The organism is Ruegeria sp. HKCCSP351 (assembly GCF_017872535.1).
Taxonomy (GTDB): domain Bacteria; phylum Pseudomonadota; class Alphaproteobacteria; order Rhodobacterales; family Rhodobacteraceae; genus Ruegeria.
This window is the reverse complement of sequence record NZ_JAEDOV010000002.1, coordinates 108,460-132,759: the sequence shown is the minus strand read 5'-3', so window position 1 is coordinate 132,759 and position 24,300 is coordinate 108,460. Positions and strand designations below refer to the sequence as shown.

Below are 24,300 nucleotides of genomic sequence, written 5' to 3'. Positions count from 1 at the left end.
CGAAAATTTACCAACTTGTCACAAGTAACGTGGATCAGATCCCAAGCCGGTCTCGCATGGCGAACCATGTCATTGCCAGCACGAGCAGCGGGTTGCGTAGGGCGGAACCGCCGGGGAAAGGCAGGGTTGGCACGCGGGCCATTGTATCGAACCCTTCTGCCTGCCCCTGAATGGCCAGTGCCATCAGTTGCCCGGCGTGGGTCGCGGTGCCTACACCATGGCCGGAATAGCCGGAAGCAGACAGAATATTGGGTGCGACACGTACCAGATAAGGCATCCGCCGCATGGTAATGGCCAGAGTTCCACCCCATGCGTAATCGATTTTGACATCGCGCAGATGTGGGAAAATCTCGGTCATCGGCTTGCGGACCTTCGCCGCGACATCCGCAGGAAAACGATAGCCATAACTTTCGCCGCCACCGAACAGAAGCCGGCCATCGGCGCTGAGGCGGAAATAGTTCACCACGAACTTGGTATCCGCGACCGCGACATCCTGAGTCAGGACCCGCACAGCCTCGCTGCCAAGGGGTTCGGTCGCTGCGATGAAGTTGTTGATAGGCATGACACGGGCCGCGACGGTACGGTTGAGATTGCCAAGATAGCCATTGCAGGCCAGCACAACATGGTCGGCCCTTACGTTCCCCTTGGCGGTCCGGATCAGCGCAGGCTGGGTTTCGTCAATATCGATGACTTCGGTGCCCTCAAAGATGCGAACACCCGCTTTGGCCGCAGCCTGCGCCAACCCCAGCGCAAAGTTCAATGGGTGCAGATGAGCGGCCCCCATGTCCAGATACCCGCCCTTGTAAGCGGGTGAGGGGCACAGTTTGTGGCCTTCGTCTTCATCCAGTAGCTTGATCTGGTCATAGTGATACCGGTCGGACAGATGGCCTGCATGGTTATGCAGCTCTTTTCGTTCTGAAGCTGACAGACCCAGAACCGCGACGCCGGGTTGCAAGTCGCACGCGATCTGATGCTTGGCGATCAGTGACTTGACCAGATCCTTGGCGTCTTCGGCCAACTCCCACAGCTTTGCGGCATCCGCGTCTCCGACAAGACGCTCGAGGTCTTCCTGATCCATCCGCTGCGCGCTGCCCAGTTGGCCACCATTGCGCCCTGAGGCACCAAATCCGACACGGTGGGCTTCAAGCAGAACGACATCTAACCCCGCCTCGGCCAGATGCAATGCTGCGGACAGGCCTGTGTAGCCGCCGCCCACAACGCAGACATCCGCCGTAATATCTTCGGCCAAAACAGGAAAGCGTTCTGTTGGGTTTGCCGTCGCGGCATACCAGCTGGCAGGGTATTCGCCCTTGCGGTCATTGGAATAGAGCAGGTTCACGAAAAGTCTCAGACGTTGATCAGCAGATGTTCCCGTTCCCACGGAGAGATGACCTGCAGAAATTCTTCATACTCGGCCCGTTTCACGATGCCATAGACACGGGCAAACTCGGGGCCAAGGATTTCGTGCAGGGCTGTGGCTTCGTCAAACAGATCCAGCGCATCGCCCATGACCTGCGGGATATCCCCTTCGCCTTCATAGGCGTCACCATAGAATTGACGACGCGGACGCTCCTGTTCGACCAGACCCAGATAGCCGCACGCCAGCGACAGGGCGATGCCCAGATACGGGTTGCAATCCATACCGGCGATGCGGTTTTCGACACGGCGCGATTCAGGTCCGGACAGAGGAACGCGAATGCCTGTAGTGCGGTTGTCGCGGGCCCATTCCAGATTGATCGGTGCGGCGTGGTCCTTCACGTAGCGACGATAGGAGTTCACATAGGGTGCCATCACGGCCAGACCGGCGGGCAGATGGTTCTGCAACCCGGCAATGAAGTGATAGAACGCGTCCGTTTCGCCGCCCTGCGGGCCCGAAAAGATGTTCTGGCCGGTCTCCATGTCGATAATCGAATGATGGATATGCATGGCCGAACCCGGCTCTTCCTCGATCGGTTTGGCCATGAAGGTTGCAAAACAATTATGCCGCAATGCCGCTTCGCGGATCAGGCGTTTGAAGTAGAAAACCTCATCAGCAAGTTTGACCGGGTTGCCGTGGCGCAGGTTAATCTCCAACTGGCCCGCACCGCCTTCCTGGGTGATGCCATCGATTTCGAACCCCTGATGTTCGGCAAAGTCATAGATATCGTCGATGACCGGGCCGAATTCGTCCACCGCAGTCATCGAATACGCCTGCCGCGCCGCAGCCGGGCGGCCAGAACGCCCCATCATCGGCTTGATTTCCTGTGCGGGATCGACGTTGGGGGCGACCAGAAAGAACTCCATCTCTGGCGCAACAACCGGTTTCCAGCCTCGGTTGTGATACAGCTGGACCACGCGTTTTAACACGTTGCGTGGGCTGTAAGGGATCGGATCACCATCCCGGTCATAGGCGTCGTGGATCACCTGCAGCGTCCAGTCCCCGGTCCAGGGCGCGGCTGAAGCCGTCGAATAGTCGGGCTTCAGGATCATGTCCTTTTCGATGAACCCGTCGTCACCCGCGGCTTCCCCCCAGTCCCCCGTGATGGTCTGGAAGAAGATGCTGTCGGGCAAGTGAAAGTAGGATTGCTTGGCAAATTTCGTGGCAGGCACGGCCTTGCCGCGTGCAATTCCCGGAAGGTCCGAGATGATACACTCAACCTCGTCCAGCCGCTGTCCGTGGAAATAGGCTTTGGCGGCTTCCGGCAGTTTATCAGTCCAATCAGCCATCAGGCTCTCTCTTTCTTTAAAAACTCGGCCATATGGCGTGCGATAGTGGCGTTGTCATCCGGTGCGGTTTCGCGATTTGCAGCTTCGCGCATCAGGTCTTCGGGGACGACGCCTTTTCCCCGTGTGCGCATCAGGCCCGCGACAAACCCATTGGTGAATTCGGGGTGGGCCTGAACCGTCCAGATCGTGTCTCCATAAGCCAGCATAGCGTTTTCGCAAAATGCGTTCTGACCCAGAACGCGCGCCCCTTCGGGCAGCGCGACAACCTGATCCTGATGCCAGGCATTCAGCCAGACTGTGTTGCCGTCATATTCGTATTCAGTGCGTCCGACGGCCCATCCGCCCTTGAATTTCTCGACCTTGCCGCCCAGTGCCTGCGCGATGATCTGATGTCCAAAGCATACGCCGATCAGTGGCTTTCCGCTTTGCTGTATCTCTCTGACTAAGTCTTCCAGTGGGGCGATCCACGGCAGGTCTTCGTACGCGCCGTGGCGCGAACCGGTAATGACCCAGCCATCTGCGTCATCTGCGCCGCCTGGGAATATGCCGTCGACCACGGCAAAGGTCTGGAACTCAAATCCGTTGCCACCGAGAAGTTCAGGAAACAGCTCATCATAGTCGCCAAATTCGCCATGCAAGGCATCTGGTGTGTGGCCGGTTTGTAAAATGCCGATTTTCATGTGTCACCAAATTTGATCAAATTCACTCTAGCTGAGTCCCAATGAGGCGGCAAGGGGGGTCAAACCGCCTCGAGATAGCTCAGCCAGTGATCTTCAGGAGTGATGCGCTCAAATCGTTCAACTTCCTGTCGCTTGGTCATGGTCAGGTACTGGATCAGGTCAGCCGAAAAAAGTCGGGAGACCAGGGGGTCGGTCTCAAACCTGTCAATTGCGGCCGCCCAATCCGGCATCAGTTGGGGCAGATCTTCGATATCGTAGGCATTGCCTGTGATTGGGGCAGGGGGCTGCAAGCCGTCTTCGATTCCAACTAAGGCTGCGCCCAAAACTGCCGCTAACATCAGGTAAGGGTTTATGTCTCCACCTGCAACGCGGTGTTCGATGCGCCGCGCTGCCGGTGAACCGCCTGGGATGCGAATTGCGGCTGTTCTGTTCTCATAGGCCCAGCAGGCCCCGGTCGGTGCATGCGCGCCCGGTACAAGCCGCGTGTATGAATTACCATGCGGAGCAAAAATCAACGTGCTGCCTGGCATGGCTGCCACACAACCCGCGACGGCGGAATGCAGAATGTCGGTCCCTTCAGGCCCGCCATTGTCAAACACATTGCGCCCGCGTTGGTCCAGCACCGAGAAATGCACATGCATCCCATTGCCCGCGTCATCGGCATAGGGTTTTGACATGAATGTTGCGGCAAACCCGTGTTTGCGCGCCAGGCCGCGTGTCAACGCCTTGAAAAGCCACGTATCGTCGGCACAGCGCAAGGCATCCTGATGATTCAGGTTGATCTCGAACTGGCCAACGCCACTTTCCGAGATGGCGGTTTGCGCGGGGATGTCCATGGCGGCGCAGCCATCGTAGAGGTCTGTAAAGAAATCCTCGAACGCATCCATTTCAGCGACCGACAGAACGGACTCATGTAACAAACGGCGTCCGGTGATCGGGTTCAACGGAGGTTGCGGTTGCGCACCCGAAGCATCGATGAGCGTGAATTCCAGTTCGGTCGCCGCGACGACCGACCAACCGCGTTTGGCATAACGGTCAAGAATGGCAGACAGAGCGTGACGCGGATCACCCGCAAACGGAGTGCCTGCATCGTCATACAAGCTCATCGGAACCAGCGCCGTTTCTTTCGGAAGCCAGGGGACAGGCACAGGACCCCGGTTGGTTGGGCGCAACACACCATCCGCATCGCCGGTTTCAAACACCAGTGGGCTGCCGTGAATGTCCGCGCCCCAGAGATCGACATTGAGCGCCGAGAACGGCATGCGCACGGCGCCTTTTTCCAGCTTTCCCGCATATTCAGGGGGCACGCGCTTGCCCCGCATCTGACCGTTCAGGTCACAGGCAGTCACACGAAAACTGTGCAGGGCGCTCAGGTCCATTTGGGGCTCCGTCAATTCTGTTTCCCCGTGATGTACTTCAATGGATCGGATTTGTCACCAAATTTGATCAAATTTTGATTTTTGGGTCAGATCTGTATGTTCGGCTTGGTTTTCGGCTGATAACACAGGAAGCCCTGCTGGCAAGGCTCGAGCCTTGCGTTTTCATCGGCAAAGATATCGTGGGAACAACTGGTAAAGCATTGATCATATTGGTCAATGAAGGTGTCGGATGCAGGGCCTTGAAACGTTTTATTTCACAAGGGATGTGTGCGCGAAATCGAGACGTAGTGCGGCGCTTCATCCCGCAGAACAGCTTCTTTCTACTTTCCGCAAGATTTGGCTTATTTTGGCGATTTTTCTATGATAGCTGCGGGTTTCGTACTCTTGAGGATGGTTGAATTGACTGCACGTGGAAGAGATAACATTCGACACCATGCAGCCCTGAGCATCGCCCCGATGATGGACTGGACCGATCGCCACTGTCGGTATTTTCATCGGCTGCTTAGTTCGGAAACCTTGCTGTATACCGAGATGGTAACCGCACCGGCGCTTGTTCGGGGTGGGGCGCTGCATCTGTTGGATCATTCACCGCAGGAGCATCCCGTGGCTTTACAGTTGGGCGGGTCCGACCCGGAGGAGTTGGCGCAAGCGGCGCGACTGGGTGCTGATGCAGGATATGATGAGATCAATCTGAACTGTGGATGCCCGTCAGACAGGGTGCAGTCCGGTACTTTCGGGGCGGTTCTGATGAAAGATCCGGCGCGGGTTGCAGAATGCGTCGCAGCAATGCGCGACGCGGTGACTGTGGATGTCACGGTCAAATGCCGCATCGGCGTGGATGATCAAGAGCCCGAAGAAGTTCTGCCCGCGTTCCTTGAGCAGATCAGCGCGGCGGGCTGTCAAAGAGTAACGATCCATGCGCGCAAGGCGTGGTTGCAGGGGTTGAGCCCCAAGGAAAACCGCGATGTTCCACCGCTCGACTATGACCTTGTGCATCGGATGAAAGCCGCATTTGCGGATCTGCATATATCGATCAATGGTGGTATCGCCAGCTTGGACGAAGCAGCAGCACATCTGGACGCGGGTCTTGACGGTGTCATGATCGGTCGGGCGGCCTATCATCAGCCCGGTGATATCCTGGCAGATGCCGATCGGCGCATCTTTGGCGTTGGAACCGTTCGCGATCCGATGACGGTTGTTCAAGAAATGGTGCCCTATATTGAGATGCACCTTGCCAATGGCGGGCGTTTGCACCAGATCACACGGCATATGCTGGGCCTCTTTGCAGGGCGTCCCGGTGCGCGGGCATGGCGGCGCGCATTGTCCGAAGGGGCCGTGCAGGAAGGGGCCGGGCCAGAAGTCATGCTACAGGCCCTGAACCACATAGCGCCGATGGCCGAGGTTTAGACGGCAAAGGGGGGACGATGCCCGAGACAATGTTGCTGGCCCAGATGATGGGCCTTTTGCTTGTGATCGGCGCGCTGGCCGGTGTGCTTGCCGGGCTGTTGGGAGTGGGCGGCGGTATCGTGCTGGTCCCCGCGTTCTTCTATGCGTTTCAAACGCTTGGCTATGGCGGTCCGCAGTTGATGCAGCTCTGTCTGGCGACGTCGCTGGCCACGATCATCATAACGTCTATGCGGTCGGTTCTTGCCCACAACAAGAAGGGCGCGGTGGATTGGGATATCCTGCGCGGTTGGGGTCCGGGTATTGTCGTCGGCGCAATTGTCGGAGTGCTGGTCGCATCGGCCCTGCGGACCGAGGCTTTGCAGGCACTGTTCGGAATTCTGGGCATGGTGATCGGTGCCTATCTTGGGTTGGGTCGCGCAGAATGGCGGTTGGGCGACGCAATGCCCGGCGGTATCAAACGGGCCGTCCTGTCCCCACTGGTCGGGTTTCTTTCCGTTCTGATGGGCATCGGCGGTGGCAGTTTCGGTGTGCCGCTGATGAGCCTCTATAACACTCCTATCCACCGCGCGGTCGCGACCGCTGCCGGGTTTGGGGTGATCATTGCCGTACCGTCGGTCATTGGGTTCTTGTTTGTGGATATCGCCCCCGAGCATCGACCCCCGTTGACCATTGGCACGGTTAATCTTGTGGCCTTCGGGATCGTTGTTGCAATGACAATGGTTACCGCGCCCTGGGGGGTAAAGCTGGCCCATGCGATGGACCCAAAACCGTTGAAACGTGTCTTCGCCGTGTTCCTGACGCTGGTCGCGCTGAATATGCTGCGCAAGGCCGTGGGATTATGAGCGATTTTTCGGCCCGGGGCTGGGTGAAATTCCCGTATGACTCGGTGCTGGCCGAATGGGTGAACCACGCCTTGCCTGCCGCACGGGCGTCGACAACGGACCCGGCCCATGCGGAATGGTTGGATTGTGAAGGGACGTGGTTCATCGGTGTCGACGCACTGCCCAATGACACGAAGGGCAGGGTCGGGCGGTCCGGGCCTCTGACCGGAAAGGCCATGGCGTTCATCGACAAGCACTTTGGAGATATACCGCTGCACAAGGGGCAGGTTTCGGTTGTTTATCCGGGTTATCCGCGCCCGCGCCGGGGCGAGAATGAAGCGGCCACTCGTTACCGTCGACACAGGGATGCGGCCCATGTGGACGGTTTGCGCCCGACAGGACCGGATCGCCGCCGCCGGGTTGATGAACCTCATGTCTGGATTCTGGGCATTCCACTGACCGAGGCCAGCGCAGACGCGTCTCCGATGGTGGTGTGGGACGGCAGTCATCACATTCTGCGGTCCGCGTTCAGGCAGGCGCTTGAAGGGATGCCGCCTGAGGTCCTGCACGACGTTGACATAACGGACATCTACCAATCCGCCCGTCGCGAGGTGTTTGCGACCTGCCCAAGGATCGAGTTGCCTGCAAAGCCGGGAGAGGCCTATCTGCTGCACCGCCATTGCCTGCACGGGGTTGCACCTTGGGCCGAAGGGGCGACGGCGGGGCAAGATGGTCGAATGATCGCCTATTTCCGCCCCGAATGTGCCGGTGGAGTAGCAGAATGGATCGAATCCGCCTAACGTCCTGTCATTATTTGGCTTTGGAGGTTTTGACCGATGATGACGGTTCATACGAATTCTGACGGTGCACTCATAGAAGTCGAGTTGTCGGGGCAAGTAACCAGCGCCGATTACACCAATACTCTGGTACCCGCGATCGAGGCTGCGCTAACCGAACATGACACGGTTAGGTTACTGGCGATAATACAACCGGAATTCCAGGGGTACGATCTGGGCGCGGCCTGGTCTGACACCAAGCTGGGGTTAAGCCATTGGCGCGGGTTCGACCGGATCGCTGTTGTGGCGGATCAGGGCTGGGTGCAGACAAGCGTTCGTCTGGCTGCCCCCATTCTGCCCTGTCCGGTTCAGGTGTTCGATCTGACCGAGCTTGAGGGTGCCCGACGCTGGATGCGTGAGTCACTGGGATCGATCCACGTGACTGATCTGAGCGGCCCATGTGTTCAGATCAGCCTTTTGGGTAAGCTGGACCCCGAAAGGTACAAACAGGCAGAACGTGATCTGGATTCGCTTTTGCAGGACCGGCCAGGCTTTCGCCTGCTGATAGACCTCAGGGAGTTTGACGGCTGGCAAGGGCTGTCAGCGCTTGCGGCGCATTTTCGGTTGGCCAGCCGACATATCGGACAACTGGACCGAGCCGCGATCGTTGGGGACAAAAGCTGGCAGCGAATGGCACAGAAGGTCGCGAGCCATGTTTTAGGGACCCGGACGCAGTTTTTCCCGTCCGAAGAGTACGACAACGCCAGCGCATGGCTTGCCGCCGGATAAACCTTTGACTGCGGAACGCCTGAGCAGGCAACACCCAATCGGTCAAGGTTCGTGACGCAGCCTCGAATCCGGTCGTGCGATGTCAGGCATGATTCGGCGGCTGACGGCGGATTTTTCGCAGCTTCAGCCCCAGCTTTCCTATTCTTGGCAAAGCGTGTCGAAAAGTGACGTTAGGAAATTATGCGCTTTTGTGAGTTTTTCTTGATTAAGGCGTCAATAACGATCAAACGCCGCGTGTTTTCCCCCTTCTTGTGACGGGAAATACCTTTAGCCACACCCTGTCGCCGCGGGTTACCACTCACGTTGAACCTCAATGTTCAAGAGCTAGACCCCCTCGGAGCTCGAACTCGACCCGCAGTGGCACGGTTACTGGAAACGGGACGTCCGCAATGCCAATTAAGACTTTGATAGGAAGACTCACTAATACCAGAAAGACCAAACGTGCGGCTGACGTGCTGCAATCGGAATACGCGCGCAATGATGATCGGCGGTCCAAAACCAGCCAATCCGAGATTGCGCTTTTGTTTCAGAAAGAGTTGCGGGGCACCGCGCCGAACGCACCTATCCCGAAAAGGGCCACACAGCCGGCAGAAATGTCATCAAAACGTCTGCGCTGATCAGTCAGGAGCCATTCATGCGAGCGGCACGCCCGCCGCGCCGCGTGCTGAGACGCGGTTTACGAAAAGGCAGGTCGTTCATGATTTCAGCGCGTTCGCTGCTGTCCATCCTGGACCAGCGAGAGATCTCGTCAATCGTGCGGTAACATCCGGTGCAGATACGCTCGGCCGGATGGACAACACAGATTTGGACACAAGGGCTTTCCACCTCATTGCGCTTCCAAACCATGTTCGTCATTGATCGGTCTCCGACCTGTTACAAAAAGCGCAGCCTGTCCAGCGCTCCCTGCAAGATATAACCTGCTGCAACGTGATCAATAACCTGTCCGCGACGTTTTCGTGACGTATCCGCCTCAAGCAGTGCTTTTTCTGCCGCAACCGTACTCAGCCGTTCATCCCAGAATCCGATAGGTAATTCCGTCAGACGGGACAGGTTTCGCGCAAATGCCCGCGTAGACTGGCAGCGCGGCCCCTCTGTGCCATCCATGTTTTTGGGAAGACCCAACAGAATGCCGCCAATCTCGCGATCCGCAGCAATTTCGATCAACCGGGCGGAATCGAGTGTGAATTTCTTGCGCCTTACGGTTTCCAAAGGGCTGGCCACGCCCCGCATCCGGTCGGAAACTGCCACACCGATGGTCTTTTCACCCAGATCCAGCCCCATCAGCGCATGCATCGGGGGCAGCGCCTTGGCGAAGTCTTCGAAAACGTCGTGGATCATTTCGCAATCCCTGCTTGCAGGGCTGCGGCATCAATGATCTGCAAGGCCTCGGTGTTTCCGGCAAACACCTCCAGCGCCTCATTGTGGATATCCATGGCCCGTTGGCCCTGACCCAGAACACCCAGTGCGGCGATCAGACGAGCCCATTCTTCGGGCGCGCCGCCTTCCGTCGCCAGGCGGTCGGACAACTGATCCACCATTCCCTGAATCATCTGCTGCCGTTCCTCGGGGCTCATTTCTGCCGCTGCGGCCATGTCCTCGCGACTTGGGCCGGACGGTGCGCTTAGGTCCGGTGCGTTGAAAACCCCTGCCCGAAAGGCCAACTCATCAATCTGATCCCGGATCGCACCCGTCCACGGCGCGCTTGCCGGGGCTTCCCTCAGCGTTTCGACCCAAATGCGGTAGGCAAGGTCTGGTCGTCCGGTCTGAACCAACATTTGCCCCCAATAGTATCGGGCCGGGCCGTGATGGGGATCGCGTTTCAAAGCTTCGGCAAGAGCCTGTTCAGCTTCGGGCGACACATATCCACCCGCAGCCAGGATCATCATCTCGGCAAAATCCGCGTAGTGCTCGGCTGTGGCTGCGTCGCCTGACAGTTCGATCACCCTTTGTTGCGCGCTATATCCATCCTTGAAGTTTCCTGAATTGGTCTCATGCTGCGCCAAAAGCATCTGCCCCTGCAGATCATCCGGGCGGGCCGAAACGGTTTCTCGCAACTGCTTGAGAAGAGACGCGTAATTTTCGTCAAGCTGCGCCGCTTGAGGTGGGGTTGCCAGTTCTTCTGCGGCGCTCTGGGACGGACGATTTGCGCGCACCTCCTCGGCCAGTTCCAGCCGCGCAGTAAGGGGCATGTCGGGCAACCCGACGGCGCCGATACGATGATACATCGCCATCGCGCCCCCGGTGATGATCAGCATGACAACCGGAATCGTCACAATCGAGACGGTCCGTGATGGCCCGGCACCCGAGCCACCCTTTTTCATTTGTTCGTCAGCGGCAAGAATTCGTCGCGAGATTTCGGTGCGAACCCGTTCCGCATCTGCCTCACCAATCACCCCGCGAGCCAGATCCCGGTCAACACCAGACAGTTGTTCACGATACACCCGCAAATCGTAAGCCGCCGCAGGTTCATCCCCACGGCGTTTGCGCAGCAATGTGAAACTCAGAAATGCCGCAATCAGAAGCGCGACAAGAAAAATCAGAACCCAGAACGTCATGGCCCCTCCGAAGATACTGCCCTGACTTAGACCTGTGGGGCGTCCGACAAAAGGGACAAATGGCCGCGAATGAACGACATGTCGCAATAGTGCGATATTGCGGCGTTGCGCGGCGCGGTTAAACTGTCACCGCGCGGCATATCTGCGCGCAATCACCGAACCGGATGGATTCGCTTATGAAACACTACTCAGCCTTTGCTGTCGCGCGGGAGGCCCTGCGCTATCACACCGGATGGGAACGCGCCTGGCGTTCGCCCGAGCCAAAGAAACGTTATGACGTCATCATCATCGGTGCTGGCGGGCATGGTCTTGCGACCGCGTATTACCTTGGCAAGAACTACGGCATTCAGAATGTCGCGGTGATCGAAAAAGGCTGGCTGGGTGGTGGCAACACGGGTCGAAACACAACGATCATCCGCTCGAACTACCTGCAGGATCCTTCGGCGGCGATCTACGAGAAAGCACGCGGCCTTTATGAGGACCTGAGCCAGGATCTGAACTACAACATCATGTTCAGCCCGCGTGGTGTGATCATGCTGGCGCAGACCCAGCATGAAATTCGCGGCTATCAGCGCACGGCCCATGCAAACGCCCTTCAAGGTGTGAAGACTGAATGGATCGGGCCCGAACGTGTCAAGGAACTGGTGCCTATTATCAATCTGGACGGCCCCCGTTATCCGGTTCTGGGCGGGCTCTGGCAGGAACGCGGTGGTACCGCCCGTCACGATGCCGTCGCGTGGGGCTATGCGCGCGCCTGTTCAGCGATGGGTATGGATATCATCCAACAATGCGAGGTCACGGGTGTCCGATCGCAGGATGGCCGTGTCGTCGGAGTAGACACCACCAAGGGTGCCATCGATTGTGACAAGCTGGGTATCGTCGTTGCGGGCCACTCCGGTCAACTGGCCGAGATGGCTGGTTTCCGTCTCCCGCTGGAGGCCGTCGCATTGCAGGCACTGGTATCCGAACCCATCAAACCCTGCATGGATGTGGTCGTGATGGCCAACACCGTGCACGGCTACATGTCGCAGTCTGACAAGGGTGAGATGGTGATCGGTGGTGGGACCGACGGGTTCAACAATTTCACCCAACGTGGCAGCTTCCATCATATCGAGGAAACCGTCCGCGCCTTGGTCGAAACCTTCCCGATGATCTCGCGCCTCAAGATGCTGCGCCAGTGGGGCGGTATCGTAGACATGACCGGCGACCGCTCACCCATCCTGTCGAAAACTCCGCTGGGCGGGTGCTTTATCAACTGCGGCTGGGGCACTGGCGGTTTCAAGGCGATTCCCGGGTCCGGCTGGGGCATGGCGCAACTGATGGCCACAGGTCATTCGCCGTTGACCGAGGCCTTCTCGCTGGACCGCTTCAAGGAAGGCCGCTTCATCGACGAAAGCGTGGCCGCCGGGGTGGCACACTGAAGGTGGGTCCGAGGTTGCCAAGAAACAGAATTCCGGTTGGCCATTGCGCCAACCAACCGCCAAAAGGATGACAACATGCTGATCCTGAATTGCCCTTACTGCGGCGTTGATGCCGAAGAAACCGAACTGGCCGCCGGTGGCGAGGCGCATCTGAAGCGTTTTGGTCCCGGCTCGTCCGATGACGAATTCCACGACTACCTGTTCATGCGCGAAAACCCCAAAGGCGTGCACTTTGAACGCTGGCGCCATGCCAATGGCTGCGGCAAGTGGTTTCACGCGGCACGCTGCACAAACACGCTAGAAGTGTTTGGCACCTACACGGCTCAGACCTCCGAGCCGCCGCAGGACATCAAAGATGCCATCGCCGCAAAGCGCCCTGGATGGACCTGGAGAGAGTTCTCCTGATGCTTCATCTTTTCAAAAATACTCCCGCCGGAGGCTTTGACACCTCCACATGCGAAAGGTCCGCGACATGAGCACCCGTCTCGCAAAACAAGGCCGGCTGATTGACCGGTCGAAAAAGGTCACATTTACCTTCAATGGAACCTCGATGCAGGGCTATGAGGGGGATACGCTTGCCTCGGCCCTGCTGGCCAATGACCAGATGATGGTTGGCCGGTCGTTCAAATACCACCGTCCCCGCGGCGTTGTCGCCAGCGGCGCGGAAGAGCCGAACGCGCTTGTCGGCCTGGGGCAGGGCAACCGGTTCGAGCCGAACCAGCGCGCCACAACGACCGAGGTGTTCAACGGCCTGACCGCGATTTCACAGAACCATTGGCCAAGCCTTGAATATGATATCGGTGCGGTGAACACGGCCTTTGCCCGGTTTCTGCCGGCCGGCTTCTACTACAAGACGTTCATCCACCCCAAACCCTTCTGGAAACACGTCTACGAACCGTTCATCCGGCAGTCGGCGGGATTGGGTAAGGCGCCCGACAAAGACAACCGGGATGCCGACACCTATGAACATTTCTACGCCTTTACCGATGTTCTGGTGATTGGCGGCGGTGTGGCTGGTTTGCAGGCGGCCAAGGCGGCGGCACAATCCGGCGCCAAGGTCTTGCTGATCGAGCAGACCGCGCATTGGGGCGGTCGCGCTCCGGTTGACGGCGGCACGGTCAATGATGAGCCTGTGGATAAGTTCGTGGAACAATTGGTTTCCGAACTCGAAACAATGGACAACGTCATCATGCGCACGCGCTGCATGGGCGCGGGTGTTTACGACCACGGTTATGTGTTGGGATACGAACGCCTGACAGACCACACGCCGGGCGTGCAGGGCCCGCGCCATCGCCTCTGGCGTATTCGCGCCAAGCAAATTGTAACTGCAACCGGCGCAATTGAACGACCATTGTCCTTTGCTGGCAACGATGTTCCGGGTGTGATGCTGGCTTCGGCCATGCGCGATTATGTCGTGAACTGGGGTGTCACCCCGGGCGAACGTGTCATCGTCGCCACCAACAATGATGACGCCTACCGCACCGCGATTATCCTGAAACAGGCAGGTGTGGATGTTTTGCGCATTGTTGACGCACGCGCAACGGCCGGACCTTTGGCAGAGGAAGCCCGCCAGTTGGGTATTCGCGTTGATCCGGGCAAGGCCATTGCCAAGGTCAAGGGCGGCAAGCGCGTCAAGAAAGTCGCCATCTGCAATCAGGAAGGCGTTGGCGGCGCGCGTGAAGAAGTTGAGTCAGACGCGGTCGCCATGTCTGGCGGCTGGTCTCCGGTCGTGCACATTTGGTCCCATTGCGGGGGCAAGCTGATCTGGGATGAGGCGAACGCGCATTTCCGGCCGGATCCCGAGCGTCCGCCGCTGGGAGCCGACGGCAAAGGGTTTGTTGTTGCCGCTGGCGCGTCCAACGGTCCTCTGGCGTTGCAAGATGTTCTGACAGACGCCCATGCCGCTGGTAAGGCGGCTGCCAAGGCGGCTGGCTTCAAGCTCAAGAACACCAAGGCGCCCGCAGGGGAAACAACCGTCGAAGCGCCGATGGAAGCAGTCTGGCTCATGCCGGCAAATGCAGAAGTTCAATTGCGCATGAAATCCTGGCTGGACTTCCAGAACGATGTCAAAGTGTCCGACGTTCAGCTGGCAGCACGCGAAGGGTATGAAAGCGTCGAACACACCAAGCGTTACACCACGCTGGGTATGGCAACTGATCAGGGTAAATTGAGCAACATCAACGGCTTGGCTATCCTTGCTGATGCGCTTGAGTCAGAGATTCCCAAGGTCGGCACCACGACCTTCCGTCCGCCCTATACACCCATTTCGATGGGTGCGATCGGGGGCGAGGCGCGCGGTGAAGTATTCCAGCCAATCCGTCAGACACCGATGCACAACTGGCACGACAGGAACGGTGCCGACTGGGAGCCGGTCGGCCACTGGCGCCGGACCTATGCCTATGTCCGTCCCGGTGAATCCGTGCATGACGCCGTGAACCGTGAGGTGAAAAACACCCGCGACAACCTCGGCCTGCTGGATGCCTCGACGCTGGGCAAACTGATCGTCAAAGGCCCGGATGCCGGCAAGTTTCTGGACATGTTGTACACCAACATGATGTCCACGCTGAAAGTCGGCAAATGCCGCTATGGCCTGATGTGTTCGGAAAACGGCTTTCTGATCGACGACGGCGTTGTCGCCCGCATCGATGAAGATACATGGCTGTGCCACACCACCACCGGCGGGGCCGAACGCATCCATGGTCACATGGAAGAATGGCTTCAGACCGAATGGTGGGACTGGAAAGTCTATGTCGCCAACGTGACCGAGCAATACGCGCAGGTCGCCGTGGTCGGCCCCAACGCCCGCAAGGTGCTTGAGAAACTGGGCGGCATGGATGTCAGCAAAGAGGCGCTGCCCTTCATGGAATGGCGCGATGGCAAGATCGGGGACTTCGATTGCCGGGCCTACCGCATTTCGTTCTCGGGTGAGCTGTCTTATGAAATCGCTGTTCCCGCATCTCAGGGTCAGGCATTCTGGGATGCCTTGATGGAGGCGGGAAAAGAGTTCGGAGTGATGCCGTACGGCACCGAATGTCTGCACATCCTGCGGGCCGAGAAGGGCTTTATCATGATCGGGGACGAGACCGACGGCACCGTGATCCCGCAGGATCTGGGGCTCCACTGGGCGCTGTCGAAAAAGAAAGAAGACTACCTTGGCAAACGCGCCCATTCGCGCAGCCATATGGCGGACCCAGAACGTTGGAAACTGGTCGGGCTTGAGACTGTGGATGGTTCTGTTCTGCCTGATGGCGCATATGCAGTGGGTGAGGGCGTCAATGCCAACGGTCAGCGCAACATGATCGGGCGTGTCACCTCGACCTATTTCTCGGCCAACCTCGGTAAAGGGATCGCTATGGGCCTGATCAAGCACGGCCCGGACCGGATGGGTGAAATCGTCGAGTTCCCGGGCACCGATGGCAAAACCTACAAAGCCAAGATCGTGGACCCGATCTTCTTCGACAAGGACGGGGAGAAGCAGAATGTCTGAACCCATCAGCGCACTGAACCACGCCAGCTATGATGGCATCGCCAATATCAGGGAATGTGGCCTGCAAGGCATGATCACCCTGCGCGGCGACTTGTCCGACAAAAGCCTCGCCAAGGCCGTAAAGGATGCGACTGGGCAGAACGTACCCGGTCAGCGCGAGGCGCTGGTCAGCGGCGATACCGGCGTATGCTGGATGTCACCGGACGAGCTGCTGGTGCTGGTCCCTTATGCCGAGGTCGAGACCAAACTGGCCGCAATGGTCAAAGCTTTGGGAAAAACTCACACACTGGCCATCAACGTCTCGGATGCCCGCGCGGTATTCACGATATCAGGCGCCAGCGCACGAGAAGTGTTGGGCAAAGTCGCCCCGGTTGATCTGTCGTCCGAGGCCTTTCAACCCGGCCAAATTCGCCGCTCGCGCCTGGCGCAAGTGGCAGGCGCATTCTGGATGGACGATGCTGAAACCTTCCGCGTGGTCTGCTTCCGTTCGGCTGCGGATTACGTTTTCAAACTGCTGAAGGTTGCTGCGCAACCGGGCAGTGAGGTTGGCGTTTACTGACAGTTTCCTCGGCCCGAAAGTACAAGACCGCCCGCTAATTGCGGGCGGTATCTTTTTTCAGGGCAGCCAACTTAATTTTCCTTTTTAACCTGAGCTTACGATTGTGAACGCGACGGCCTTGCATCCATTTGGAGAAAGTGTTTCAGTCTGTTCGCGCTAGATGCGAAAGAGCGTCTGACGTAAAATTTGCTTTCAAATCAAAGTACTTGGTTTCGATGGCACGGTCATTTTCCCGGATAGGCCCTGATTTTCGCAAGGGCGTAATGACGAAGCATCATTATTCTCACAGCCCCTCTGTTCATCCCTGTGCTGCTAATGCAGGGCCGGCGGCCGAAGGGCGCGAGTTGAAAACAAAGAGAACACAAGAAAAGGTAAATCAAATGAAACTAACTTCTCTTTTTCTGGCTTTTAGTTTGTCGGCAGTCGCTGCTCAGGCGGAAGTGCAAAGCTATGAATGCGACCTGCATAGCACACAGGATCGGGGATGGATTCCACGCAAGGTGCTTTTGAGCGTGGATGCAGACGGCAAGCGCGCAAGAGCCTATGACGGAGCAATTCGTGCGTCAAATGAACTGGCAAGTACTCCTGTTGAAACACCGGCAGACGCCAAATTCAAGAAAACGGGGAAAGGGGAATATCGGTTGTCGTGGCGTGTGACATTGCCAGCGCAAGCAACAGGCGACTATAGGGTTGCGTATACGGCAACGCTCAATCCCAAGAACAATGCCATAAAAATGAGGGTCAGCTTCCCGCACGCAAATGTGGGTCTCCGACCATATGGAACAGGCACGTGCAAACCAATTGCGTCTGCAGGCCTGTACTAGGCGAAAACAACGCCGTCGGGTCAATTGCGGCGCTTAACCTGTCAGCAAAAATGTTTTGAACCCGGAGAAGGTCGAAGCTTTGGTCATACACTCAAAGCTTCGACAGGTCTCGTCACTTGTCTGGCAGTGAGTGTAGAACGAAAGAAGCTCTGCCAATTCCTCCATACGATCCAGTCGTGTCTTCGGCTCCAACAGTCCTGCATGTGTTGAAAGATACAGGGCAGGACGCTGTTGCTTCAACCAGGGCACCAGCGTCGGCAGCACCGAAAATTCAGCGCCTTCGATATCCATCTTCACCAAAGACACGGCGGACAGATCGTTCACTGCGGCGAACTGATCCCAGGCAATCGTCAGAGCATCGGTTCCGTGCGCGCCGTCGTGCAAAAGGGAACTGGTAGAATCCCCGGGTTCGCCACGAACCGAGGCCATGCGGGCGACACCGAACTTATCCGACAGCGCGACACCCAAAGCGGAAACGTTATGAATGTCATTCAGATCGAGGTTCCAGGCCAGATGGCGGAACGCCGTGGGGTCGGGCTCAAAGCACCAGACATGGCGTGCCTTGCGCGCACCATAAAGAACTGTGGGCCCGATCCATGCGCCGATATCCAGGTAATCGCTTTCAGGCGAAAGATACCGGTCCATCACGGCAAAGGTTTCAGGCTCCCACTGGCCAGTGGAGGCTTTACGCCAGAACTTTGAATGGTAAGGGTCCAGACGAAACGGCTCGCCGTTCAGGTTGCCCGCATAGTAACCGCGGGCGCGGTAGAACATCTTGCGCGCCTGTGTCAGCATCGCCTGCCTCCGGGTTTTCTTGTCTCGGCCCTTGACCTGCGGCGGCTGCCAAAGCATTTAACCTTGGGAACCGCAACTCAAATTTAAACAGGGGGCCGACATGGCTTTTGAACTTCCTGATCTTCCTTATGCACATGACGCGCTGGCAGCCAAGGGTATGTCCGCGGAAACACTGGAATATCACCACGATCTGCACCACAAAGCCTATGTCGACAATGGCAATAAACTGATCGCCGGCACCGAATGGGACGGCAAGTCGCTGGAAGAGATCATCGTTGGCACCTACGACGCAAATGCCGTCGCGCAGAACGGTATCTTCAACAACATCAGCCAGCTGTGGAACCACAACCAGTTCTGGGAAATGATGGGCCCCGGCGATAACGCCATGCCCGGTGAGCTTGAGAAAGCTCTGACCGAAAGCTTTGGTTCGGTTGATGAATTCAAATCGCAGTTCAGCGCCGCTGGTGCCGGTCAGTTCGGCTCGGGCTGGGCGTGGCTGGTCAAGAATGCTGACGGCTCGCTGACCGTGACCAAGACTGAAAACGGCGTGAACCCGCTTTGCTTTGGTCAGACTGCGCTGCTGGGGTGCGATGTTTGGGAGCACAGCTACTACATCGACTTCCGCAACAAGCGTCCGGCTTACCTGTCAAACTTCCTCGACAATCTGGTGAACTGGGAAAACGTCGCGTCGCGGATGTAATGAATTGAACCGACGCCGGTTCATAAAGGGCCTGCTGGCGGTGACGCTGGCAGGCCTAATCACATCAGTCTACGGGTTTTTCATCGAACCCGGCCTGCGGCTGCGTGTGCGAAAATGGCACGTACGCCGAGAGGATTGGACTGCGCCGCCGCTCAGGATTGCCGTACTGGCAGATTTGCATCTGGGCGAACCTTTGGTCGGGCTGGACCGAATAAAACAGGTGGTACGGCGTACGAATGCGCTTGCGCCGGATATGATCCTGCTTCTGGGTGATTTCTTCGCAAGCCACAAAGGCGTTTTGCGTCCTGTCGAAATGAAAGATCTGGCACCGGTTCTTGCCAACCTTGAGGCCAAGAACGGCGTCTTTGCTGTACTTGGCAATCACGACTGGTGGGATGACCGGCAGGCGCAGCGCCGTGGTGCTGGCCCCAACCAATATGCCGATGCGCTGGAGCAGAGCGGAATTACGGTTTTGTCGAATACCGCCATCAAGCTAGAAGCTCTTGGTTTCTGGTTGGCGGGGCTTGAAGATCAGCTTGCGATCTGGCGCAACGGTAAACCGCAGGGGCTGGATGATCTGTCAGGGACACTGGCGCAAATCACCGATGACGCCCCGGTTGTGATGATGGCGCATGAGCCTGACATCTTCCCCCAAGTGCCCGCCAGGGTGGCCTTGACGCTGTCCGGTCATACGCATGGCGGTCAGATCCGCCTGTTTGGCTGGTCGCCGATCGTACCCTCTAAATTCGGCAACAGATATGCCTATGGGCATGTGCGCGAAGGCGGGCGGGATCTGGTCGTTTCCGGCGGCATCGGATGTTCCATCCTTCCGGTTCGATTTGGTGTGACCCCCGAGATCACGGTCATCGAACTGACTGCCTAAAGACCTGAGGTTTCACCAACCCCAACTCTAATCCGGATATGTGCGCCAATGATGCACCGCGGCGAGGGGTCGAACACTTTCGCAACCTGCCGGGTCTACCTCAGCTTGTCGCGCAGGGCTGTCATCGCTGTTTCCGCACCTTCAGCCCAGATGACAAAGTCGCCCAATGACCGATCTGCAAAGCCTTGATCGATCACCTGGTGCAGCAGGGTTTTCAACGCGTCCCAATAGCCGTTCACATTGAGGATCACGATGGGTTTGTCGTGCAGGCCCAGCTGCCGCCAGGTCAGTGCTTCGAACAGTTCGTCCAGTGATCCTGGCCCGCCGGGCAGGACAACGACGGCGTCAGCATTCATGATCATGACCTTTTTCCGCTCGTGCATGGTTTCTGTGATCACGAAATGGGTCAGGTCGGTCTTGCCGACCTCTCGTTTGACCAGATGCACCGGAATGACGCCAAAGGTCTCGCCACCGGCCTGTTGCGCGGCCCGGGCGACTTCGCCCATCAGCCCGACATCTCCGGCACCGTAAACCAGCCGCCAGCCTTCCTGCGCAAGAAGGCGGCCAAACTGTCGTGCGGTTTCAGAATAAGCCTTCTCGGCCCCATTGCGTGACCCGCAATACACACAGACGGATTTCTGAGACATGAAAGAGACGCTCCGGGGTTGTGTCAGAGGTTTTGACCCGTGATAGCGGGATTGATAGATTGGCTCAACTGTCCGCTGGAAGGCTTTTGAAGACAAAGCTTTTGTACGGTGGGGTGAAAGGAAAACAATGGACGCCAAATCGGGAAACGGAAGCTCGGGCAATTTTGTCTGGGGTGTGATTGCGGGTCTGGTTGCCGTGCTGGGCGTTGGCGGTTTGTATCTGTCCGGTGCTTTCACCAAAGCGCCAGAGCCTGAGGCGGGCGCACCGCAGGAACCCGCGTCCGTTGCAACCACGCAGCCGCAGGAACAAGCCGCCGAAGCGCCCGCGGAAACCGCCACAACAGAACCAGCTGAGCAGGCCACCGTAACACCGGATGAGGCACCAACCGCTGAACCTGTCGAAGATACGGCTGCGGCAACAGATGTTGTTCCAGATTCTGAACCTGCGGTGGCCCAATCGGAAGAGAATGCACCGGCACGCACGGCCCCCCCGGTTTTAGATCAGATTTTTGTTGAAGCAGACGGAACGGCGCTTTTGTCAGGTGACGCTGAGCCGGGCAGCCAGATTGAGGTTCTGCTGAACGGTGAAACCGTACACACATTCACGGTGGACAGCAGCGGGCAGTTCGCCGAGTTCGTCTCGATCCCCTTCAGCGATACCGCGCAGGGGCTAATCCTGCACAGCAAAAACGGCGCGCAAACGACCCGGTCTGACGACTATCTGATCGCCGCTCTGCCGAAGCCGGTCGAAGAAGAGCCGGTTGCGCAGCAAACTGAAGCTGCCGATCAGGGCGAAACAACCAAAGCTGAAGAACAGATAGCCTCGGCGGTTGTTGATCCAGAGACCGAAACCCCAGTTGAGACCGAAACATCAGACCCTGTAGCGACCGCGCCAGAAACCAGCGAAGCGCAGGTTGCCGACCAGTCGGCAGAGACATCTGAAACGGGTCAGCAGATCGCGGTACTGCGGTCGGGCGAAGAAGGCGTTGAACTCGTGCAACCGCCCGTAGTTCGGGATACCCCGCCGGAACAGGTCGCGCTGGATACCATCGGGTATTCTGAGACCGGTGATGTTCAGTTGACCGGGCGAGTGCAGGACGGGGCGGCCATCAGGGTATATCTGGACAATCGTCTGGTTGCTGACCTCGCTCCGGAACAGGATGGATCCTGGCGGAGTGATCTGGACGGCATCGACCCCGGTGTTTACACGTTGCGTGTTGACGCTGTGAACACGGACGGGACAGTTCGCAGCCGGGTCGAAACCCCGTTCAAACGCGAGCCTGTGGAAGTGTTAGAAGCTGCAACGGGTGGCGGTGACGGAACGGCCGGGCAGGACAATGCACCGGCAATCCGGTCGGTCACTGTGCAACGGGGCGACACGCTGTGGGCGATCTCGCGTGACCGCTTTGGCGATGGCATCCTGTATGTGCGCCTGTTCGAAGCCAACCGCGACTTGATCCGCGACCCGGATCTGATCTATCCGGGGCAAATCTTTACGATACCGGAATAATCAACGCACTGGCCCGTTGCGGGCCAGAGCCTTTCTCTGACCACAGACAAGGTACGTGATGAGACGAACATCTCCGATGGCCTCGAGTGACGGGGTGCAGAGCGGCGAGCGCAGTTCAGGCTGGCGGACAATCCGCAAGGTTGCGCCCTACCTCTGGCCGCAGGACGAGGTTTGGGTAAAGCGCCGCGTGGTTATCGCAATGGCGATGCTGGTTCTGGCCAAACTGATCGCGGTCTATACCCCGATCCTATACAAAGGCGCCGTTGATTCTTTGGCAGGTGAAGGCGTGCCGCCGCTGGCGCTGGGCGCAGTGGGTGTGACGGTTGCCTACGGCGTGGCGCGTATGATGACGGTTGGGTTCCAGCAACTGCGGGACGCCGCCTTTGCCCCTGTCGGACAGCGGGCCTTGCGGGCGCTGGCGTTGGAGACGTTCCGGCATATCCATAACCTGTCCATGCGCTATCACGTCTCGCGCCGCACCGGCGGGCTGAGCCGTATCATCGAGAGGGGCGTCAAAGGCGTGGAATTCCTGCTGCGATTCCTGCTGTTCTCGATCGGGCCGCTGATCCTGGAACTGTTGCTGGTTGCGATCATCCTGATGTGGTTGTTCGACGTCTGGTATCTGGTCGTCGTCGCCGTCACCATCGGCCTTTATATCTGGTTCACCTTTGCCGTGACCGAATGGCGGGTAAAGCTGCGGCGTGAGATGAACGACCAGGACACCGAAGCCAATCAGCGCGCCATTGACAGTTTGCTGAACTTCGAAACCGTCAAGTATTTCAACGCGGAAGCGCGCGAAGCTGCACGTTACGACGTGTCGATGAAAGCCTATGCCGGCGCGGCGCTGAAAACGGCCTATTCGCTGGCGTTTCTGAATTTTGGCCAATCCTTCCTGATCACCTGCGGCCTGATCGGAGTCATGGTTCTGGCCGCGATTGGCGTTCAGAATGGAAACCTGACCGTGGGCGATTTTGTCATGGTCAACGCCTACATGATCCAGATTACCGTTCCGCTGAACTTCCTGGGGACGGTCTATCGTGAGATCCGGCAATCGCTGGTTGATATGGGGCAGATGTTTGATCTGCTCGAACAACCTGCCGAAGTCACCGATCAGCCCGATGCACCCGACCTTGCGGTCAATGGTGGTGAGGTCACACTTGAGGAAGTGCATTTTGGGTATGACCCTGAAAGGGAAATCCTAAAGGGCATTTCCTTGACGGTTCCTGCCGGGCAGACGGTCGCAATCGTTGGGGCAACCGGGTCTGGCAAGTCGACTATCGGGCGGCTGTTGTTCCGGTTTTACGACGTGACCAAAGGCGCACTGAAGATCGATGGACAGGATGTGCGGAATGTGACCCAGACCAGCCTGCACGCGGCCATCGGCGTTGTGCCGCAGGACACGGTGCTGTTTAACGACACCATTCGCTACAACATTGCGTATGGGCGCGATGATGCCACCCCGGAGGATGTCGAGGCCGCAGCCCGGGCCGCCCAGATTCACGACTTCATCACTTCGCTGCCCGACGGGTACGACACCATGGTGGGTGAGCGCGGTCTGAAACTGTCCGGCGGCGAAAAGCAACGGGTTGGCATAGCGCGGACATTGCTGAAGAACCCTCCGATCCTGTTGCTGGACGAGGCGACCTCGGCCCTGGATACCGACACAGAACAGGACATCAAGGATGCGCTGGCGCACGCAGGGGAAGGGCGGACGGTGATCACGATTGCCCATCGCCTCAGCACGATTGCCGAGGCGGATCGGATTGTTGTTCTTGAGGCCGGTGAGATCATCGAACAGGGCACACATGACGAGCTGTTGGCGCGGTCCGGGCGATATGCTCAACTGTGGAACCGCCAGCAGTCGGACAGTGAGGCCGCCTGAGGGCCTCATCTTGCCCCGCGGAATGTGCTAGGATGCGCCGTGCAAAAAGGTGAACGCCATGATCAATGGTTTAGCAAGACGATTGGTACCTATAGCGGTCGTGGTTCTTCTTCCGGCTATGGTGGCGGCTGACCCGATCGAGGGCGTCTGGAAGACCGAACCTGATCGCAAGAACCTGATCTCGCATATCAAGATATCCGCCTGCGCGGACAAGTTCTGCGGCACGATACTTTCGGCTTTTGATTCATCGGGCAAAGAAGTTCAAACGCCGAATATCGGGAAAAAGCTGTTCTGGGACGTGTCCAGCGAAGGCGGTGGAAAATACGGCGGGGGTGAGTTCTGGGTTCCCCTGATCGACGTTGATGCTGTTCCACAGATGACGTTGCAAGGTGACAAGCTCATGGTCAAAGGCTGTGAACATGCGATTTGCGCGCACCAGACCTGGTCCCGACTGTGACGGCAGAAAACGAAAAGGACCG

Annotated in this window: 23 protein-coding genes; 14 read left to right on the top strand and 9 right to left on the bottom strand. The window is 58.0% G+C overall.

Annotated features, from left to right (window positions below; genetic code table 11):
- Window positions 1–34: 34 nt before the first annotated feature.
- From I9182_RS04775 to I9182_RS04760, 4 genes are read right to left on the bottom strand one after another with little or no spacing between them, the layout of a single operon-like run.
- Window positions 35–1,339: an FAD-binding oxidoreductase gene (locus I9182_RS04775; RefSeq protein ID WP_209596893.1), complete on the bottom strand. Its 1,305-nt coding sequence runs from the start codon at window positions 1,337–1,339 to the stop codon at window positions 35–37.
- 8 nt (window positions 1,340–1,347) lie between these two features.
- A complete protein-coding gene (locus tag I9182_RS04770; RefSeq protein ID WP_209596891.1) occupies window positions 1,348–2,706 on the bottom strand; it encodes a glutamine synthetase family protein in 1,359 nt (452 codons plus the stop codon).
- Entirely contained in the window at window positions 2,706–3,386 is a 681-nt protein-coding gene (locus tag I9182_RS04765; protein ID WP_209596889.1) for a type 1 glutamine amidotransferase, read from the bottom strand. The genes I9182_RS04770 and I9182_RS04765 overlap by 1 nt, the downstream gene beginning before the upstream one ends.
- A gap of 59 nt (window positions 3,387–3,445) precedes the next feature.
- Window positions 3,446–4,765: a glutamine synthetase family protein gene (locus I9182_RS04760; RefSeq protein ID WP_209596887.1), complete on the bottom strand. Its 1,320-nt coding sequence runs from the start codon at window positions 4,763–4,765 to the stop codon at window positions 3,446–3,448.
- A 399-nt stretch (window positions 4,766–5,164) separates the two neighbouring features.
- Between I9182_RS04760 and dusA the strand changes: the two genes are divergently transcribed.
- From dusA to I9182_RS04740, 4 genes are read left to right on the top strand one after another with little or no spacing between them, the layout of a single operon-like run.
- Entirely contained in the window at window positions 5,165–6,172 is a 1,008-nt protein-coding gene (gene dusA / locus I9182_RS04755; protein WP_280922662.1) for a tRNA dihydrouridine(20/20a) synthase DusA, read from the top strand.
- Between the two features lie 17 nt (window positions 6,173–6,189).
- Window positions 6,190–7,014 carry a sulfite exporter TauE/SafE family protein gene (locus tag I9182_RS04750; RefSeq protein WP_209503442.1) on the top strand — a complete coding sequence of 275 codons (825 nt, stop codon included), beginning with the start codon at window positions 6,190–6,192 and terminating at the stop codon, window positions 7,012–7,014.
- The gene (locus I9182_RS04745; RefSeq protein ID WP_209596883.1) at window positions 7,011–7,793 is read left to right on the top strand and encodes a hypothetical protein; all 783 of its coding nucleotides are present in this window, start codon (window positions 7,011–7,013) and stop codon (window positions 7,791–7,793) included. The genes I9182_RS04750 and I9182_RS04745 overlap by 4 nt, the downstream gene beginning before the upstream one ends.
- 36 nt (window positions 7,794–7,829) lie before the next feature.
- Window positions 7,830–8,558, top strand: a complete 729-nt coding sequence (locus I9182_RS04740) for an STAS/SEC14 domain-containing protein (protein ID WP_209596881.1) — start codon at window positions 7,830–7,832, stop codon at window positions 8,556–8,558.
- 621 nt (window positions 8,559–9,179) lie between these two features.
- Here I9182_RS04740 and I9182_RS04735 read toward each other — a convergent pair.
- From I9182_RS04735 to ccmI, 3 genes are read right to left on the bottom strand one after another with little or no spacing between them, the layout of a single operon-like run.
- The gene (locus I9182_RS04735) at window positions 9,180–9,413 is read right to left on the bottom strand and encodes a DUF1289 domain-containing protein (protein WP_209596879.1); all 234 of its coding nucleotides are present in this window, start codon (window positions 9,411–9,413) and stop codon (window positions 9,180–9,182) included.
- Window positions 9,414–9,431: 18 nt separating this feature from the next.
- Window positions 9,432–9,896, bottom strand: a complete 465-nt coding sequence (ruvX, locus tag I9182_RS04730) for a Holliday junction resolvase RuvX (RefSeq protein ID WP_209503452.1) — start codon at window positions 9,894–9,896, stop codon at window positions 9,432–9,434.
- Entirely contained in the window at window positions 9,893–11,113 is a 1,221-nt protein-coding gene (gene ccmI, locus I9182_RS04725) for a c-type cytochrome biogenesis protein CcmI (protein ID WP_209596877.1), read from the bottom strand. Before ccmI ends, ruvX begins: the two co-directional genes overlap by 4 nt.
- Window positions 11,114–11,289: 176 nt before the next feature.
- Here ccmI and I9182_RS04720 point away from each other — a divergent pair, with 176 nt between their 5' ends.
- From I9182_RS04720 to I9182_RS04700, 5 genes are all read left to right on the top strand, one after another.
- The gene (locus I9182_RS04720) at window positions 11,290–12,534 is read left to right on the top strand and encodes a sarcosine oxidase subunit beta family protein (RefSeq protein WP_209503456.1); all 1,245 of its coding nucleotides are present in this window, start codon (window positions 11,290–11,292) and stop codon (window positions 12,532–12,534) included.
- Between the two features lie 75 nt (window positions 12,535–12,609).
- A complete protein-coding gene (locus I9182_RS04715) occupies window positions 12,610–12,939 on the top strand; it encodes a sarcosine oxidase subunit delta (RefSeq protein ID WP_209503458.1) in 330 nt (109 codons plus the stop codon).
- Window positions 12,940–13,006: 67 nt separating this feature from the next.
- Window positions 13,007–16,021, top strand: a complete 3,015-nt coding sequence (locus I9182_RS04710; RefSeq protein WP_209596875.1) for a sarcosine oxidase subunit alpha family protein — start codon at window positions 13,007–13,009, stop codon at window positions 16,019–16,021.
- A complete protein-coding gene (locus I9182_RS04705; RefSeq protein WP_209596873.1) occupies window positions 16,014–16,580 on the top strand; it encodes a sarcosine oxidase subunit gamma family protein in 567 nt (188 codons plus the stop codon). Before I9182_RS04710 ends, I9182_RS04705 begins: the two co-directional genes overlap by 8 nt.
- A gap of 215 nt (window positions 16,581–16,795) precedes the next feature.
- Window positions 16,796–17,404 (top strand): hypothetical protein, encoded by a 609-nt coding sequence (locus I9182_RS04700; protein WP_209596871.1) that lies wholly within the window; start codon window positions 16,796–16,798, stop codon window positions 17,402–17,404.
- A gap of 33 nt (window positions 17,405–17,437) precedes the next feature.
- On the opposite strand, the gene I9182_RS04695 is transcribed toward I9182_RS04700, so the two are convergent.
- A complete protein-coding gene (locus I9182_RS04695) occupies window positions 17,438–18,199 on the bottom strand; it encodes an FkbM family methyltransferase (RefSeq protein WP_209503466.1) in 762 nt (253 codons plus the stop codon).
- A gap of 100 nt (window positions 18,200–18,299) precedes the next feature.
- Between I9182_RS04695 and I9182_RS04690 the strand changes: the two genes are divergently transcribed.
- Window positions 18,300–18,899 (top strand): superoxide dismutase, encoded by a 600-nt coding sequence (locus tag I9182_RS04690; protein WP_209503468.1) that lies wholly within the window; start codon window positions 18,300–18,302, stop codon window positions 18,897–18,899.
- A 4-nt stretch (window positions 18,900–18,903) separates the two neighbouring features.
- Window positions 18,904–19,782, top strand: a complete 879-nt coding sequence (locus I9182_RS04685; RefSeq protein ID WP_209503470.1) for a metallophosphoesterase — start codon at window positions 18,904–18,906, stop codon at window positions 19,780–19,782.
- 95 nt (window positions 19,783–19,877) lie between these two features.
- Here I9182_RS04685 and I9182_RS04680 read toward each other — a convergent pair whose 3' ends face one another.
- Complete coding sequence (locus I9182_RS04680) at window positions 19,878–20,429, bottom strand: TIGR00730 family Rossman fold protein (protein WP_209596869.1); 552 nt, start codon at window positions 20,427–20,429, stop codon at window positions 19,878–19,880.
- A gap of 127 nt (window positions 20,430–20,556) precedes the next feature.
- Here I9182_RS04680 and I9182_RS04675 point away from each other — a divergent pair, with 127 nt between their 5' ends.
- From I9182_RS04675 to I9182_RS04665, 3 genes are all read left to right on the top strand, one after another.
- Window positions 20,557–21,939, top strand: a complete 1,383-nt coding sequence (locus tag I9182_RS04675) for a LysM peptidoglycan-binding domain-containing protein (protein WP_209596867.1) — start codon at window positions 20,557–20,559, stop codon at window positions 21,937–21,939.
- Between the two features lie 76 nt (window positions 21,940–22,015).
- Window positions 22,016–23,821 carry an ABC transporter ATP-binding protein/permease gene (locus I9182_RS04670; RefSeq protein ID WP_209597560.1) on the top strand — a complete coding sequence of 602 codons (1,806 nt, stop codon included), beginning with the start codon at window positions 22,016–22,018 and terminating at the stop codon, window positions 23,819–23,821.
- A 100-nt stretch (window positions 23,822–23,921) separates the two neighbouring features.
- Window positions 23,922–24,278, top strand: a complete 357-nt coding sequence (locus I9182_RS04665) for a DUF2147 domain-containing protein (protein ID WP_348540378.1) — start codon at window positions 23,922–23,924, stop codon at window positions 24,276–24,278.
- Window positions 24,279–24,300: the final 22 nt, after the last annotated feature.